Source organism: Alsobacter sp. SYSU BS001988 (genome assembly GCF_054796215.1).
This window is the reverse complement of the sequence record NZ_JBTAMK010000002.1, coordinates 174,899-189,298: the sequence shown is the minus strand read 5'-3', so window position 1 is coordinate 189,298 and position 14,400 is coordinate 174,899. Positions and strand designations below refer to the sequence as shown.

The following is a 14,400-nucleotide window of genomic DNA, read 5'->3' as shown; positions in this document are numbered from 1 at the left end:
CTCATTTAGGCGGAGCCTACTTGATCGCCTGCGGGTTGATCGGCGAGCCGGCGCCGCCCGGAAGGTGCAGGGGCGGGGCCACGAAGAAGAACTCGTAGACCTTGTCCTGCGCGCAATCCTCGGCGATCTCCTTGAGGTAGAAGATCTCTCCCATGGAGACGCCGATCGCCGGGATCACCACCCAGTGCCAGGGCTGGTTGGCGTCCCTGGTCTCGTTCGGGCGGACCTCGCAGCCCCAGGTGTCGGAGCAGATCGCCGCGATGTCGTGCTGGCGGATCCAGTACGCCGTCTCGAAGGCGAAACCCGGCGCGTCGCCGCCGGCGTAGCCGGTCCAGTCCTTCTTGGCGAGGCACCGCTCCTGGTGGCCCGTCCGGACGATCACGAAGTCGCCCTTGCGGATCTCGACGCCCTGGGCCTTGGCGCAGCCGTCCATGTCGTCATTGGTGATGGCGTATCCATCCTCCAGCGACTCGACGCCTTTCCAGCGCGCCATGTCGAGCAGGACGCCGCGGCCCACCATCTTGTCGCGGACATTCTCGATGCCGAGCTTCCTGGCGCCGCGGGCGTCCACGAGCTTGGCGTCGAAGCCGTTATACATCTTGTCGCCATTGAAGATGTGGCAGAGCGCGTCCCACTGGGTCGACGCCTGGCAGGGCATGTTGATCGCGTCGTCCGCATAGCGAAGATAGGGGAAGGGCTCGTCCTGGTTGCCGGCTGCCGCGTCCGTGCCGGTCGCCAGCATGGTGTGGATCGGGTTCCAGCGGCCGCCGAACAGACCCGACTGAATCGGCTCCTTCAGGGAGAGGCCGAGCGAAAACACCTTGCCCTTCCGGATCAGGCCCGCCGCCGCCACGATGTCGGAAGGCTCGATGTTGTTGAGCGTGCCGATCTGGTCGTCGGCGCCCCAGCGGCCCCAATTCGACAGCTCCTGGGCCGCCTTGTCGATCGCCTCCCGGTTCACCGGCTTCGGCATGATGTCTCTCCCCGTGTTGCGTGATCCGCGTTATTTATCGTATGAAAAATAAGTTCGCCAGGATGTCAACGGGCCGGCGGAAGGGGATTGCCCTGCGCCGCGATCTGGGCTAATTTATCGCTCGATAATCAACGAGGGAGCGAGCCATGAAGGCGCTGGGCTTCAACCACCTGTCCGTCGGGGCCAAGAGCATGGAAGAGTCCGTGCGGTTCTACGAGAAGGTGTTCGGGATGGAGCGCATCCCGACCTACAATTTCGGGTTCAAGACGCAGTATCTGCGCTGCGGCGACCTTCAGCTTCACGTCTTCGAGCTCGAGGACGCCGTCCCGACCTTCCAGCACTTCGCCATCGACGTGGACGACTTCCACGCCGTGTATGAAGCCGCCCGGGACATGGACGCTCTCGATGGCAAGACCTTCCGCAACAGCGTGAACGAGCTGCCCGACGGCTCCGTCCAGATGTATCTGCGCGACCCCGGCGGCAATCTCCTGGAAGTGGACTGGCCGGACGTGTCGACGCTCGACCGGTCGCGGATCCCGCACCTGAAGAGCCTCTCGCAGTTCGCCGAGCAGCAGGGCGAGGCCCTGGAGGCGTCGCTCTACTACGACCGGCCGCATCTGCAGGGCCGCGCCAAGAGCGCCTGAACCGGGAGGACAGGATGATGGAGACGGTCGTGAAGTTCGACCCCAAGAGTCAGCCCGCCGAAGTCCAGGACTATGACGCGATGCTGGAGCGCGCCCGCACGCTCGTTCCCGTGTTGCGCGAGCGGGCCGCCCGGACGGAGGACCTGCGCCGCCTGCCTCCGGAGACGGAGAAGGACCTTCACGCCGCCGGGCTCTTCCGCATCGTCCAGCCCCGGCGCGTGGGCGGGTCCGAGTTCGATTATGTGGCTCTCGTCGACTTCGCGGCCGAACTGGCGCGCGGCGACGCCTCGGTGGCCTGGAACGTCGCCAACCTGGGCAGCCATCACTGGATGCTGGCCATGTTCGAACGGGCCGCCCAGGACCTGGTCTGGAACGAGAATCCCGACGCGCTGATCGCCTCCTCCTTCGTGTTCCCGGCCGGCCGGGCCAGGAAGGTGGACGGCGGCTACAGGCTGTCCGGCCGGTGGCCGTTCTCCTCCGGCGTCGAGCCGAGCGACTGGAACATGCTGGCCGGGATCACGGCGTCCGACGACGAGGCAGAGGCGAGCGAGTACCGCATCTTCCTCGTGCATCGCCGCGAGTACCAGATCATCGACACCTGGGACAGCGCCGGCCTGCGCGGCACCGGCTCCCAGGACGTCGAGATGTCCGACGTCTTCGTTCCCGAGCACATGACCCTTGCGGTCTCGGCCGTCGCGGGCGGCGCCACGCCGGGCAGCGCCGCCAATCCCGGTCCTCTCTACCGGTTGCCGGTTTTCGCGCTCTTTCCCTTCGTGCTGTCCGGCGTCGCGCTGGGCAACGCCCAGGGGTGTCTCGAGGACTACGAGGCCTCGGCCCGCAAGCGGGCCTCCAAATACAATCTCGCCAAGCTGGCGGACTTCCAGTCGATCCAGATCAAGGTGGCGGCGGCCGCCGCGCGGGTCGACGCGGCGCGCCGCATCATGCGGGGAATTTGCATCGAGGCGATGGAGGACGCTCGCGCGGGCCGCGTTCCGGACCTCACGGTCAAGACCGCGTATCGGCGCGACGGCGCCTATGCGGTCAACCTGTGCACGGACGCGGTGTCGCTGCTGTTCCAGGCCAGCGGCGCGGGCGGGCTGTACCGGGCGGGAGCGTTGCAGAGGCAGTTCCGCGACGCGCACGCGGTCAACTCGCATATCGCGTTCAATTTCGATGCGGCCGGCGCCAATTTCGGCCGCGTCGCGCTCGGCCTCCCCTCCGAAAACCCCACGCTGTGAGGCGGCCATGACCCAGGCGACCGCCGCGGCGGAGACCTCTGAGGCGCTCGCCGCCCAGCACACCCTCGATCCCCGGGATTTCCGCAACGCGCTCGGATGTTTCGGCACGGGCGTGACGGTGATCACCGCCGTCGCGGCGGACGGGCGTCGCGTCGGCCTCACGGCGAATTCGTTCTCGTCGGTGTCGCTCAACCCCCCGCTGGTGCTGTGGAGCCTGGTGATGCATTCGCCGAGCCTGCCGGTGTTCCAGGAGGCGAGCCACTTCACCGTCAATGTGCTGGCGCAGCATCAGGAGCACCTGGCGCGCCATTTCGCCCGCGCCTCCGACGACAAGTTCGCCGGGGTGGCGTGGAAGCCGGGGCTGGGAGGAGCGCCCATCCTGGACGACGTCGTGGCCGAGTTTCAGTGCCGGAACGCCTATCGTTATTACGGGGGCGACCATGTGATCTTCCTCGGCGCGGTCGAATCCTATAGCTACGGGGGCCACGAGCCGCTGCTGTTCAGCCGCGGAACGTTCGGGTCCTTCACACCCGGCTCCTGACGCGGCCGCCATCCCTGGGCCGCTCCTGACCTGCGAGCACGAACGCGTGAGCACCGCCGACACTCTGCCGGGCGCAACCCGGCCCAAGCAGAAGCGGCGTTCGCCCGAAGCGCGCCGTGAGGAGTTCATCCGCAAGGCGGCGGAGTTCTTCGCAGAAGAAGGCTTCGGCGGCGGCACGCGCGAACTCGCCGGCAAGCTCGGCGTCACGCAGCCGCTGCTCTATCGCTACTTCCCCAGCAAGGACGAACTGATCCAGGCCGTCTATCGCAGCGTCTATCTGGACCGCTGGAAGCCCGAATGGGACGAGCTGCTGGGCGACAGGTCGAAACCCATCCGGTTGCGGCTGCAGCAGTTCTATGAGGCCTATACGGATGCGATCTTCACGCGCGAGTGGATCAGGATCTATCTGTTCTCGGGCCTGAAGGGCGTCGAGATCAACCGCTGGTACGTCGGCGTGGTGGAGTCGCGGATCCTGAACCGGATCGTCGAGGAATACAGGCACGAAGCCGGGCTTCCCGCCCTGAAGACGCCGCCCCCGGCCGAGCTGGAGCTCGCCTGGGTGCTGCATGGCGGCATCTTCTACTATGGCGTGCGGAAATACATCTACAACTCGCCCGTCCTGGAGGACAAGTCGCGCGTCATCTCGAACGCGCTCGACGTTTTCCTGGAGGGGATCGCGCGGGTCTTCGGCACCACCGTGAAGGCCCGCAACACGGCCGTGAGGCGGACCGGGGAAGGCTGAGGCGTCGCCTTCTCGGGCGACGAACGAGGCGGCCGCCTTCTCCCGTCGGGGCGAAGGCGGCCCGTTCGCGTCAGAGCTTCAATCCAAGCGCCAGGGCGGCGTTGCCCCCGCAAATGGCCGACATCGTGCGGTCGTCCAGGTCCAGGCCGCCGATATGCCCGATGGGGTCGTATTCGGCCATGTCGAACGGATAGTCGGTGCCCATCAGGATGCGGTCCGGCCCGAAGAGTTCGATCATGTAGGCGAGCTGGTGGTAGGTGAACACCACCGTGTCGAGATAGACCTGCCGCAGATAGGTCGTAGGCGGCAGCGGCAGATCCGCATGGCTGTCGTCGCGCGCGCCCCAGGCGTGGTCGATCCGGCCCGAATAGCCCGGCAGGAAGCCGCCGCCATGCACGGCCATCAGCTTGAGCTCCGGGAAGCGCGCCAGCGTTCCGGTGAAGATCAGGTTGTGCAGCGCCATGGTCGTCTCGAGCGGATTGCCGATGACGTTGTTGAAGTAGAACTTCGTGAACCGCTCTCCATGGGTGAAGCCGTTCGGATGCATCATGATGAAGGCGCCGAGCTCCTCCGCCTTGGCGAAGAACGGGCGGTATTTCTCGTGGGACAGCTCCTCGCCATTGACGCTGGTGAGGATCTGCACGCCCTTGAGGCCGAGTTTCGTGACCGCGTTCTCCAGTTCGCGGACGGCGAGTTCCGGTTCCTGCATGGTGGTCACGCCGAGGCCGACGAAGCGGTCGGGACGCTGGGAGCAGAACTCCGCCACGCCCTCGTTGGCGAGCAGATGCGCCTTTTCGGCGATCTTCGGATCGACGCTGTAGTAGCACTGCGGCGGAACGGGCGCGACGACCTGGATGTCGACGCCCATGGCCTCCATGTCGAAGAGGCGGGCGTCCATGTCCACCATGACCTTGGAGCGGTCCTTCTCCTGCAGGGCGTTGATGGCCTTGGTGGCGTCGTCGGCGAAGTGCGCCAGCGGCACCTTGGTGAGGTCGACATGGGGTCCGGCGACCTGGCCGGCGGCCGGGACCGCGATGTGGCAATGGATGTCGATGGTAGGCGTCGAGGGCCGGCGGGCGCGGCCCAGCGCCGTGTGCTGGCGCGCCGCGGTGCGGCCGTAGCGGTTCTTCTTGTCGTCGTACATGGACGTCTCCTGGCGGGATTTCTGCGTCAGACGGTTTCGATGCGGCCGCTGGCGGCCGAGCGGGTGACGGCCTCGAAGGCGCGGACATTGTCCAGCATGTCGTCGAGGGACACCGGATAGGCCGCGCCGCCCGAGGCCGCGCGGGCGAAGGCCTCGATGTTGTCGCGCACGACGGGGTGCGGCGGCTGGAAGATGGTCGTGGGCGCCTCGCCGCGCCGCAGGGTGGTGACGTCCCAGCCGGTGGGGTTCTCCGGATGCGTGCGGTCGCGGATCTCCATCCAGCCGGTCGATCCATAGACGGCGAGCCGGCCCACGAAGGGCGTGGTCAGGATGGCGGTGATCTGGGCCGTGGCTCCGTTGGCGAAGCCCAGCGTCACCGACAGCGTGTCGCCATTGGCGAAGCGGGTCGCCCGGGTGGCGAGGCGGGCCCAGACCTCCTTGGGACGCCCGAACAGCATGATGGCGAGGTCCACCAGATGGATGCCGGTCGCCGAGAGCGGCCCGACGGGGGCCTCGGTGGCGGAGAGTCGCCAGTTGTCCGGCGGCAGGGCCAGGAACTTGTCCTGGCTGAAATTGCCCTCCATGAGCAACGTCTCGCCGAACTCGCCCGTGGCGAACCGGCGTCGCAGGTCGATGACGGCGGGCTCGAAGCGGCGCTCATGGCCGATGCCCAGCTGGACGCCGGCCCGCCGCACCGCCGCGATGGCCCGCTCGGCCTCGGCGGCGGTGGCGCAGAGCGGCTTCTCGCAGAAGACATGCTTGCCGGCGCCCGCTGCGGCGACGATCTGGACGGCGTGGAACTTGTGCGGCGAGCACAGGATGACGGCGTCCACATCGGCGCGCTCGATCGCATCCTCGAAGCGGGCCGAGACGGCCAGGCCCGCCGCCGCGGCGGCCTCGCGGCCGGCCGCATCGGGGTCCACGCCCAGCACGACCGTGACCGCCTTGCTGTCGCGCAATTCGCGCAGGATGGTTCGGCCCCACCAGCCGAGCCCGATGACGGCGGCCCTGATCATGAGCGCGCACCCGTCTTTCCGGCCCAGCGCACCGGGACGCTGATCGCGTCCTGGCCTTCCAGCCCGCTTTGCGCGGCCTCCGTGAAGGAGCCGAGGGCTCCTTGCGCCGTCGGCAGCTCGAGGCCGAGCGTCCTGGCGTAGGCCACCATGGTGGCGAGGTCCTTCCGGGCCGCCCGCACGTCGAAGGCCGGGGCGCCGAGCGGCTGGCCCGCCAGCGCCTTGGCGATGTCGGGCGCGCGCAGCTTCATGCCGTTGGTCGTGCCCGACGTGTCCGCCATGATGTCCACGAGGCGCTCCGGCGGGAGGTTCAGGGGTTTGCACAGCGCCAGGGCCTCGCCGAGCGACTGCCAGTAGACGAGAAGCGGCAGGTTGATCGCGAGTTTGAGGCGTGCGCCGGAGCCCACCGGCCCGACATGCTCGACCCGTCGGCAGAGCTGGTCGAGCACCGGGCGGAGACGGGCCACGTCGGCGTCGTCGCCGCCGACGAGGCCGAACAGCTTGCCGTCGCGCGCAGGACCCACGGTGCCGCCGACCGGGCACTCGACGAAGGCCGCGCCCCGGGCCCGCGCCGCGGCGCCGATCCTCTCCTCGGTCTCGGGCAGCACCGTGCTCATGTCCATGACGGCCTTGCCGGAGAGGTCGGCGGACAGAAGGCCGTCCGGGCCTGAATAGACGGCGTCCAGCGCGGCGTCGTCGAGCAGCATCGTGATGGTGAGGTCGCAGGCTGCGGCCAGGGCCGCCGGCGTGTCCGCCACGGCCGCCCCGGCGTCGGCGAGCGGCTTCGTCTTCGCCTTGTCCCGATTCCAGACCGTGACCGTGTGGCCGACGGAGAGCAGGCGCTGGGCGATGGCGGCTCCCATGCGCCCGGTTCCGCAGAGTCCGATGTTCATGCTGCGACCTCAGAATGTTGATGCATGGATGGCGGCTTCGATCCGCTCCGGCGTGAGCGGCATGTGGCGCACCCGGACCCCGAGCGCATGCGCGACGGCGTTGCCGATCGCGGCGGCCGTCGGCCCCGTCGCGCATTCGCCGGCGCCGAGCGGGGGCGCGCCTGTCGGCTCGATGATCCGGACCGCGATGCGCGGGCATTCGGAGAAGCGTAGGATCGGGTAGTCGGCCCAGGACCGTGTCGCCACGCCCTCGGCGGTCCAGCGGACCTGCTCCTTCAGGGTCCAGCTCGCCGCCTGGACCACGCCGCCCTCGATCTGGTTCACGAGGCCGTCCCGGTGGACCACCGCGCCGCAGTCGACGGCGGCGACAACGTGCGTCAGCCTGACCGTCTCGGCCACTTCGACCCGCGCCACGATCGCGCAATAGCCGCCCATGTTCTTGTAGCGGGCGAAGGCGAGGCCGCTGCCTACCCCCTCGCCGCCGGGCTCGGCCGGATCCCATCCGGCCTCCTCGGCCGCCGCCGCCAGCACGGCGCGGGCGCGCGGATCCTCCATGTGGGCCAGGCGGAACTCCAGCGGATCCCGGCCCGCCAACGCGGCGAGCTCATCGAGGAAGCTCTCGATGGCGAAGACGTTGCCGTGGGCGCCCAGCGAGCGCAGCGCGGAGCTGCGCAGCGGCCCCTGCGGCAAGAGATGATGGACGACGCTGCGGCGGCCGACCCGGTAGAGCGGAACCGCGTTCCGGTCTCCGGCGCCGGACGGGCCTGGAAACTGCACGACCGGGGAGGGCGCCGAGCGCTTCGCAAGATGCTGGGCGGCCAGGAGGTTCACGCCGGAGCCGAAGCCCGGCCGCGCGACGTGCGGCGGGCTCCACACCTCGTGCGTCCAGTCCACGATCGCGCCCTGCGCGTCCAGGCCCGCCGCGAGCCGGATCCGCATCGGCGCGCCGAAGGGCGACCATGAGAGCTCGTCGGCGCGGGTCCAGCGGCAGAGCACCGGCGCCTGCGCGGCCCGGGCGAGGAGCGCGGCGTCCAGCGCGACATCGTCGGCGCCGTTGTGGCCGTAGCAGCCGGCCCCCATGGCGTGGACCACGTCGACCATCTCTGGCGCAATCTCGAGCACCCGCGCGAGCTGGGCGCGCAACGGATAGACGCCCTGGGTCTGCGACCACACCGTGAGGCGGCCGTCGCCGCTCCACTCCGCCAGCGCGGTGGAGGGTCCGATCGACGCGTGCGCGAGATAGGGGCGGGAATAGGCCGCCTCATGCCGGCGCTCCGCAGGCGCGGCTTCGCCGTCGTCGCGGACGACCGGGATCGTGGCGACAGGCTCGACCCTCTCCATCCAGGCGCCTTCGTCATCGACCGAGGGCAGGTCCGGCGCGGTCCATGCGGCGAGCCGTTGCGCGGCGGCGGCGGCGTGGTCGGCGTCCTCCTCGCGGTCGGCGACGACGCCCACGAAGGAGCCGTCGACCACCACGGCCACGACCCCGGGCAGGGCGGCGAGCGCAGCCCGGTCGAGCGACGTCAGCTCCGCGCCGGGCCGGGGAGGGCGCACGACGCGGCCGTGCCGCAGGCCCGGACGGTCGAGATCCTGGATGAAGGCCGCGCCGGTCAGCTTCGCCCTGAGATCGAGCCGCGGCTCGCGCTCCGCGGCGACGCCGCCAAGGAGGTCGGGCATCGGCAGATCGGCGGCGGACCGGTCGAGATCGACCTGTGGCGCGAGGTCCGCATAGGACAGGCTGGCGTTGCGGCCGGGACCGGAGAACATCCCATCCTGGACGATCACCGCGTCCGCGGCGCAGCCGAGCCGGGCCGCTGCGGCCGCGGCGAACAGGGTGCGGATCTGGGCGGCGGCGACCCGCATCGCCGCGCCGCCCTGCTCGACGGAGAGGCTTCCCGCCGTCATGCCCTCGTCCGGCGCGGCGCGCGTATCGCCGGCCACCACCCGAAGCCGCGTGAGCGGGACGCCGAGTTCGGCGGCGGCCAGCGCCGCGATGGCGGTCACCGCGCCCTGGCCGAGCTCCACCTTCCCGGTCCGGATCGTGACGGCGCCGTCGGCCTCGACGGCGAACCAGCGCGACAGGAGCGGATTGAGGGCGAGGTCGGCGGGGAGGGCCGTCATTCGGGCGCCCCCGCGCTGGGATCGGGCGAGCCGGGGGGCGCGCTCTCCAGCAGCCGGTCCACGGCCCGGAGAATGCGGGGATGCGCCCCGCATCGGCACAGGTGCCGCTCGTCCAGCGCCTCGACGACGGCCGAACGGCTGGGGCGGGGCCCGGCCGAGAGAAGGCTCGCCAGGGTCATGATGATCCCGTTGGTGCAGTAGCCGCACTGGGCCGCCTGCTCGTCCAGAAAGGCCTGCTGGATGGGTCCCGGCTCGCCATCGACGGCCAGGCCCTCGATCGTGGTGACGGACCTGCCTTCGACCGACCAGAGCGGCGTCTGGCAGGCCTGCATGGCGCGTCCGTCGACCAGCACCGTGCAGGCCCCGCACTGGCCTTCCCCGCATCCGAAGCGCGCGCCCTTGAGGCCGAGATGCCGCCGCAGGGCGGTCAGGAGCGGCAGGTCGGGCGACACGGCCAGGACCTCGGGCCGTCCGTTCACCGTGAGCGAGAGAGACTCGGCCATGGCGATCAATGGCCCTGGAACACGCCGAGATTTTGCGTCAGCACCGCCTCGTTGGCGCGGATCTCGTCGATGCCTCCGTCGAACACGCATTGTCCGGTGGTGAGGATCACCACCTGGTCGGCCAGGTCCAGGGCCAGGTTGCTGTTCTGCTCGACCAGGACGATGGATTGGCCCTCGCTCTTCAACAGCGCGATCGTGCGGCCGACCTCGGCCACGATGAGCGGGGCGAGGCCCTCGGACGGTTCGTCCAGGAGGAGGACGCGCGGATTGCCCATCAGGGCGCGCCCCAAGGCCAGCATCTGCTGCTCTCCGCCCGAGAGGGAGCCTGCGAGCTGGCCGTGGCGCTCGCGCAAGCGGGGGAAGAGATCGTAGATCCGTTCCAGCGACCACGGCTTGCGGGCGTCGTCGCCGCTGCGCCGGGCCACGATGAGGTTCTCGCGGACCGTCAGGGACGGGAAGATGCGCCGCCCCTGCGGGACCAGACCGATGCCGCGGCGGCAGATCGCCTCCGGGGTCAGCCCGCCGATCGGTTCGCCGAAAAGCCGGATCTCGCCGCGGCGCGGCGTCAGAAAACCGACGACCGTGCTGATGCAGGTCGTCTTGCCCGCGCCGTTGCGTCCGAGGAGGGCCAGCACCTCGCCGGCTTTCAGGCTGAAGGAGACGCCCTGCAGGACGTGGCTGTCCCCGTAATAGCTGTGAACGTCCGTGAGGGTGAGCGCGTCAGTGGCCAAGATACACCTCGCGCGTCTGCGGGTCCGCGATGACGGCGTCGCGCGGGCCGTCCACGATCACCTTGCCGTAGTGCAGCAAGGTCACGGTCTCGGCGAGGTCCAGGGCGGTGTCCATGTCGTGCTCGATCATGATCAGCGTCGTCTCCCGCGGGATGGCGGCGATGAGCTTCTTGATGGAGCCGCGCTCCTCGCTGGACAGGCCGGCCAGGGGCTCGTCGAGCAGCAGAAGGCGCGGCCTCTGGGCGAGGGCCATCGCGATCTCGACGCGCCGCTTCTCGCCATAGGCGAGCTCCGAGACCTTGCGGTCCGCCAGATGCTCCAGGCCCACCTGGGCCAGGGCGCGTCGGGCTTCCTGGCGCATGTCCGGGTAGAAGGACAAGGGCCGGAACATGTTCCACCGCGCCTTTCGCAGGCCGAGCAGGCCGAGCACGATGTTGTGCTCGAGGGTGTCCTTCGGGAACAGCGTGATGATCTGGTAGGTGCGCGAGAGGCCCAGATGGGCCCGCTGCTGCGGCTTCATCCGGGTGACGTCATGTCCGAACAGCCTGATCGTTCCCGAACTGGGCAGGAAGTCGCCGGCGATCTGGTTGAACAAGGTCGTCTTGCCCGCGCCATTCGGCCCGATGATCAGGCGCCGCTCGCCCGGCATCACCCGCATGTTGACGTCCTGGGTGGCCGGGAGCCCCCCGAAGAACTTGCGCAGATCGATGATTTCCAGCGCCGGCGCGCCGTCGCTCTCGATCATCGCGCGCCTCCGCGGGCGCGGGCGTAGAGCCGCTTCACGCCGGGCACGATGCCCTCCGGCATCACCAGCACGATGAACAGGAACACGAAGCCGAGCAGCATGTTCCAGCGCTCGATATAGGCGGAGGCGTAGTTCTTCAGCAGCACCACCAGCGTGGCGCCGATCACGGGGCCGCCGAGCGTGCCGGAGCCGCCGGCGATCACGCCGAGCAGGCCCTCCGCCGAGTTCGTGATGGAGAGCGCGGTCGGGTGGATGTATTTGTGATAGTAGATGTAGAGGAGGCCGGCCACGCCGCCCCAGAACCCGGCATAGATGAAGGTGATCCAGCGGATCATCCAGACGTCGTGGCCCAGCGCCGCCATCCGGCGGGCCTGATCGCGGGTGCCGCGCAGGCTGGAGCCGAAAGCCGACGACACGAAGACGCCCATCAGCAGGGCCGCGACGGCGGCGACCGCCAGCGTGAACCAGTAATAGGCCGCGGCGCTTTCGATGGAGACGCCGAGCGGATGCGGGCGGCTGACGCCGGAGAGCCCGTTGTCGCCGTTGGTGACGGAGACCCAGCGATAGGCGAGGCCCCAGAGCACCTGCGAGAGCGCCAGCGTGATCATCAGGAAGCCGAGGCCGGTGGCCCGCAGCGCGATCAGCCCGAAGAGCGCGGCCATCAGGGTCGTGATCCCGATGGCGAGCGCCGCCGCGGCGCCATGGCCGAAGCCCAGCCGAAGGCTCGCCCAGGCGCACGCGTAGGCGCAGAAGCCGAGGAAGGAGGCGTGGCCGAGCGACGTCAGGCCGCCATAGCCGACCAGCAGGTTCAGGCTCATCGCGAAGATCGCCGCGATGAGGATCTGGCTGCCGAGATTGACGTAGAAGTCGCCCGCGACCAGCGGCAGGAACGCCAGCACGAGAAGGACGGCCGGAAGGACGATGCGGTTCATGCGCTGATCCGTCCGAAGAGGCCCTGCGGGCGGTAGGCGATGACCACGATCATCGGCAGGAACAGGATGACATAGGCGAGGTCCGGAAAGAGCGCGGTGCCGAAGGTGTAGATCAGGCCGATGATGAAGCTGCCCACGAAGGCGCCGAGCAGGCTGCCGACGCCGCCCAGGATCACCACGATGAGGGCGAGGGGCAGCATGTCGGCGTCCAGCCCCGGATAGGCGGACAGGATCGGGCCGCCCAGCACGCCGCCGGCGCCCGCGATCCCCGCGCCGAGGCAGAACACGGCGGTGAAGAGGCGCGACACCGGGATGCCGACCGCCCGCGCCATCTGCATGTCGTCCACGCCGGCGCGGATCATGGCGCCGAGGCGGGTTCGCTCCAGCATCAGGTAGAGCCCGAGCGCAGCCACCACGGCGGCGACCACGACGACCAGGCGATAGGTCGGGAAGGCGAAGCCGAAAAGCAGGATGGGGCGCGACAGGCCGGGCGGCGTCGGCACCGGGATGGGGTCGCCGCCCCACATCATCAGGCAAGCGTCGGCGATGATGAACGACACGCCCAGGGTGACCAGCACCTGCCCCAGCGAATTGCCGGCCAGCTGGCGCAAGACCAGCCGCTCTAGGACGCCGCCCGCCGCCGCCACGGCCAGACCGGCCAGCAGGGCCGCCAACCACAGATTGGCGCCCTCGTAGCTGCGCAGCACGTTCGCGCCCAGATAGGCGCCCAGCATGAAGAACGCCCCATGCGTGAGGTTGGCGAGCCGCATCAGCCCGAAGATGAGCGAGAAGCCGGAGGCGAGCAGGAACAGCAGCCCACCGAGAGCCAGACTGTTCAAACCCTGGATGATCCAGAACTGCATGGGCGTCCCTGGGCGGGAAGGGAGCCGCGGCGCGGGGCGTCCGCGCCGCGGGGGCGAGGGCCTACTTTTCGAGGTTCTTGGCCGGCGGGTAGTCCCGCGAATAGACCGGATTGGCCAGGAACGCCTTCGGGTCGTAGGTCCAGAACTGGCTGACGTTCGGGTAGGTCTTGATGACCGAGTTGACCAGCCGTCCGTCCTTGCGGGTCACCTTGCGCAGATAGACGTTGCCGACCACGTTGCCGTACTCGTCGAACTTCACCGGCCCGCGGGCGGTGTCGACGTCGGTGGCCCGCAGGGCGGCCATGAAGGCCTTCTTGTCCTCGACCTTGCCGTTGACCGCCTTGACGGCCGCCTCCAGCACGGCGCCGTCCACATAGGTGCCGGCCGCGTAGAAGCCGGGATCGTATTTGAATTCCTTGCGGAAGGCCGGCGCGAAGGTCTGGTTCGGCTTGGCGTCGAGCTCGGCGGAGTACCAGCACGCGGTGATGATGCCGAGCGCCTCGTCGCCCATGTTGCGCAGCACGCCTTCGTCGAGGGCGGTCATGCCGCCGACCACCTGGATCTTGTCCTTGAGGCCGTACTCGACGAACTGGCGCAGGAAACGGAAGCCGTTGGAGCCGGCGAAGCCGAGGAAGATGGCGTCGGCGTCGTTCTTCAGCTGCGCCACATAGGTGCCGTAGTCGGGCGCCGTCAGCGGCGGGAAGAGCTTCTGGATGATCTTGCCGCCGTTCTCCTCGAAGGTGCGCTGGAAGCCGCCGCACATCTCGTGGCCATAGGCGATGTCGTCCGCGATGGTGATGACGCGCTTGTATTTCAGCTCCTTGGCGCAGTACTCGCCCATCGGGTGGGCGCATTGCGCCGAGGTCGAGGTGGCGCGCACGAACCAGGGGTTCGGATTGCGCTGCGTCATGTCCTCGGCGGCCGCGACGGAGAGCGTTGGCATCTGGGCCTGGCGCAGATAGTCGTCGATGGCCAGCGCCTCGAAGGCGGCCAGCGGGCCGATGATGCAATGCACGTTGTTCTTCTCGACCAGCTCCTGCGTCTTGGTGCGGGCGGTCGCCGGCACGCCGGCCGTATCGGCGACGATCAGCTCCACCTTGCGCCCGCCGAGCATGTTGTCACGCTCCTTCAGGTACATGACCAGGGCGCGCTCCATGTCGATGCCGCCGGAGGCCAACGGTCCCGTCTTGACGGTGAGCAGGCCCACCCGGATCGGGTCCGAGGACTGGGCGAGAACGGCCGGCGCTGCGACGCCGGTGAGCGCGACGCCGGCCGCGCCCTGAACGAATGTGCGACGTGAGATGGTCATGGATGATG

15 protein-coding genes are annotated in these 14,400 nt (G+C 69.2%); 4 read left to right on the top strand and 11 right to left on the bottom strand.

From position 1 onward, the window contains the following. Positions 1-16: 16 nt before the first annotated feature. Positions 17-973, bottom strand: a complete 957-nt coding sequence (locus ACYVO7_RS04905) for a cyclase family protein (RefSeq protein WP_460448723.1) — start codon at positions 971-973, stop codon at positions 17-19. 146 nt (positions 974-1,119) lie between these two features. On the opposite strand from ACYVO7_RS04905, the gene ACYVO7_RS04900 reads away from it, so the two are divergent. Genes ACYVO7_RS04900 through ACYVO7_RS04885 form a run of 4 tightly spaced genes read left to right on the top strand, consistent with a single transcriptional unit; the run spans position 1,120 to position 4,138 of the window. After that, the gene (locus tag ACYVO7_RS04900; RefSeq protein WP_406854234.1) at positions 1,120-1,617 is read left to right on the top strand and encodes a VOC family protein; all 498 of its coding nucleotides are present in this window, start codon (positions 1,120-1,122) and stop codon (positions 1,615-1,617) included. Between the two features lie 14 nt (positions 1,618-1,631). Beyond that, positions 1,632-2,855, top strand: a complete 1,224-nt coding sequence (locus ACYVO7_RS04895; protein WP_460448722.1) for an acyl-CoA dehydrogenase family protein — start codon at positions 1,632-1,634, stop codon at positions 2,853-2,855. 7 nt (positions 2,856-2,862) lie between these two features. After that, positions 2,863-3,396: a flavin reductase family protein gene (locus ACYVO7_RS04890; RefSeq protein ID WP_460448721.1), complete on the top strand. Its 534-nt coding sequence runs from the start codon at positions 2,863-2,865 to the stop codon at positions 3,394-3,396. 46 nt (positions 3,397-3,442) lie between these two features. Continuing rightward, complete coding sequence (locus ACYVO7_RS04885; RefSeq protein ID WP_460448720.1) at positions 3,443-4,138, top strand: TetR/AcrR family transcriptional regulator; 696 nt, start codon at positions 3,443-3,445, stop codon at positions 4,136-4,138. Positions 4,139-4,208: 70 nt separating this feature from the next. Here ACYVO7_RS04885 and ACYVO7_RS04880 read toward each other — a convergent pair whose 3' ends face one another. From ACYVO7_RS04880 to ACYVO7_RS04835, 10 genes are all read right to left on the bottom strand, one after another. Beyond that, a complete protein-coding gene (locus ACYVO7_RS04880) occupies positions 4,209-5,282 on the bottom strand; it encodes an amidohydrolase family protein (RefSeq protein ID WP_460448719.1) in 1,074 nt (357 codons plus the stop codon). A gap of 26 nt (positions 5,283-5,308) precedes the next feature. Then, positions 5,309-6,298, bottom strand: a complete 990-nt coding sequence (locus tag ACYVO7_RS04875) for a Gfo/Idh/MocA family protein (RefSeq protein WP_460448718.1) — start codon at positions 6,296-6,298, stop codon at positions 5,309-5,311. Then, complete coding sequence (locus tag ACYVO7_RS04870; RefSeq protein ID WP_460448717.1) at positions 6,295-7,188, bottom strand: NAD(P)-dependent oxidoreductase; 894 nt, start codon at positions 7,186-7,188, stop codon at positions 6,295-6,297. The genes ACYVO7_RS04875 and ACYVO7_RS04870 overlap by 4 nt, the downstream gene beginning before the upstream one ends. A 9-nt stretch (positions 7,189-7,197) precedes the next feature. Next, a complete protein-coding gene (locus ACYVO7_RS04865; RefSeq protein ID WP_460448716.1) occupies positions 7,198-9,309 on the bottom strand; it encodes a xanthine dehydrogenase family protein molybdopterin-binding subunit in 2,112 nt (703 codons plus the stop codon). After that, entirely contained in the window at positions 9,306-9,812 is a 507-nt protein-coding gene (locus ACYVO7_RS04860) for a (2Fe-2S)-binding protein (RefSeq protein ID WP_460448715.1), read from the bottom strand. Before ACYVO7_RS04860 ends, ACYVO7_RS04865 begins: the two co-directional genes overlap by 4 nt. Before the next feature lie 5 nt (positions 9,813-9,817). Next, on the bottom strand, positions 9,818-10,543 hold the full coding sequence (locus ACYVO7_RS04855; RefSeq protein ID WP_460448714.1) for an ABC transporter ATP-binding protein: 726 nt from the start codon (positions 10,541-10,543) through the stop codon (positions 9,818-9,820). Next, entirely contained in the window at positions 10,533-11,288 is a 756-nt protein-coding gene (locus ACYVO7_RS04850) for an ABC transporter ATP-binding protein (RefSeq protein WP_460448713.1), read from the bottom strand. The genes ACYVO7_RS04855 and ACYVO7_RS04850 overlap by 11 nt, the downstream gene beginning before the upstream one ends. Continuing rightward, positions 11,285-12,220, bottom strand: coding sequence for a branched-chain amino acid ABC transporter permease (locus ACYVO7_RS04845; RefSeq protein WP_460448712.1), 936 nt, complete (start codon positions 12,218-12,220; stop codon positions 11,285-11,287). Before ACYVO7_RS04845 ends, ACYVO7_RS04850 begins: the two co-directional genes overlap by 4 nt. Beyond that, positions 12,217-13,083, bottom strand: coding sequence for a branched-chain amino acid ABC transporter permease (locus ACYVO7_RS04840; protein ID WP_460448711.1), 867 nt, complete (start codon positions 13,081-13,083; stop codon positions 12,217-12,219). Before ACYVO7_RS04840 ends, ACYVO7_RS04845 begins: the two co-directional genes overlap by 4 nt. Positions 13,084-13,144: 61 nt before the next feature. Continuing rightward, a complete protein-coding gene (locus ACYVO7_RS04835) occupies positions 13,145-14,392 on the bottom strand; it encodes an ABC transporter substrate-binding protein (RefSeq protein WP_406854221.1) in 1,248 nt (415 codons plus the stop codon). Positions 14,393-14,400: the final 8 nt, after the last annotated feature.

Bases quoted from the DNA above. Each gene is read 5' to 3' on its own strand.
- ACYVO7_RS04880 (WP_460448719.1), bottom strand. From the start codon at position 5,282: ATGTACGACGACAAGAAGAACCGCTACGGCCGCACCGCGGCGCGCCAG.
- ACYVO7_RS04875 (WP_460448718.1), bottom strand. From the start codon at position 6,298: ATGATCAGGGCCGCCGTCATCGGGCTCGGCTGGTGGGGCCGAACCATC.
- ACYVO7_RS04845 (WP_460448712.1), bottom strand. From the start codon at position 12,220: ATGAACCGCATCGTCCTTCCGGCCGTCCTTCTCGTGCTGGCGTTCCTG.
- ACYVO7_RS04840 (WP_460448711.1), bottom strand. From the start codon at position 13,083: ATGCAGTTCTGGATCATCCAGGGTTTGAACAGTCTGGCTCTCGGTGGG.
- ACYVO7_RS04850 (WP_460448713.1), bottom strand. From the start codon at position 11,288: ATGATCGAGAGCGACGGCGCGCCGGCGCTGGAAATCATCGATCTGCGC.
- ACYVO7_RS04905 (WP_460448723.1), bottom strand. From the start codon at position 973: ATGCCGAAGCCGGTGAACCGGGAGGCGATCGACAAGGCGGCCCAGGAG.
- ACYVO7_RS04890 (WP_460448721.1), top strand. From the start codon at position 2,863: ATGACCCAGGCGACCGCCGCGGCGGAGACCTCTGAGGCGCTCGCCGCC.
- ACYVO7_RS04860 (WP_460448715.1), bottom strand. From the start codon at position 9,812: ATGGCCGAGTCTCTCTCGCTCACGGTGAACGGACGGCCCGAGGTCCTG.
- ACYVO7_RS04835 (WP_406854221.1), bottom strand. From the start codon at position 14,392: ATGACCATCTCACGTCGCACATTCGTTCAGGGCGCGGCCGGCGTCGCG.
- ACYVO7_RS04865 (WP_460448716.1), bottom strand. From the start codon at position 9,309: ATGACGGCCCTCCCCGCCGACCTCGCCCTCAATCCGCTCCTGTCGCGC.
- ACYVO7_RS04900 (WP_406854234.1), top strand. From the start codon at position 1,120: ATGAAGGCGCTGGGCTTCAACCACCTGTCCGTCGGGGCCAAGAGCATG.
- ACYVO7_RS04870 (WP_460448717.1), bottom strand. From the start codon at position 7,188: ATGAACATCGGACTCTGCGGAACCGGGCGCATGGGAGCCGCCATCGCC.
- ACYVO7_RS04895 (WP_460448722.1), top strand. From the start codon at position 1,632: ATGATGGAGACGGTCGTGAAGTTCGACCCCAAGAGTCAGCCCGCCGAA.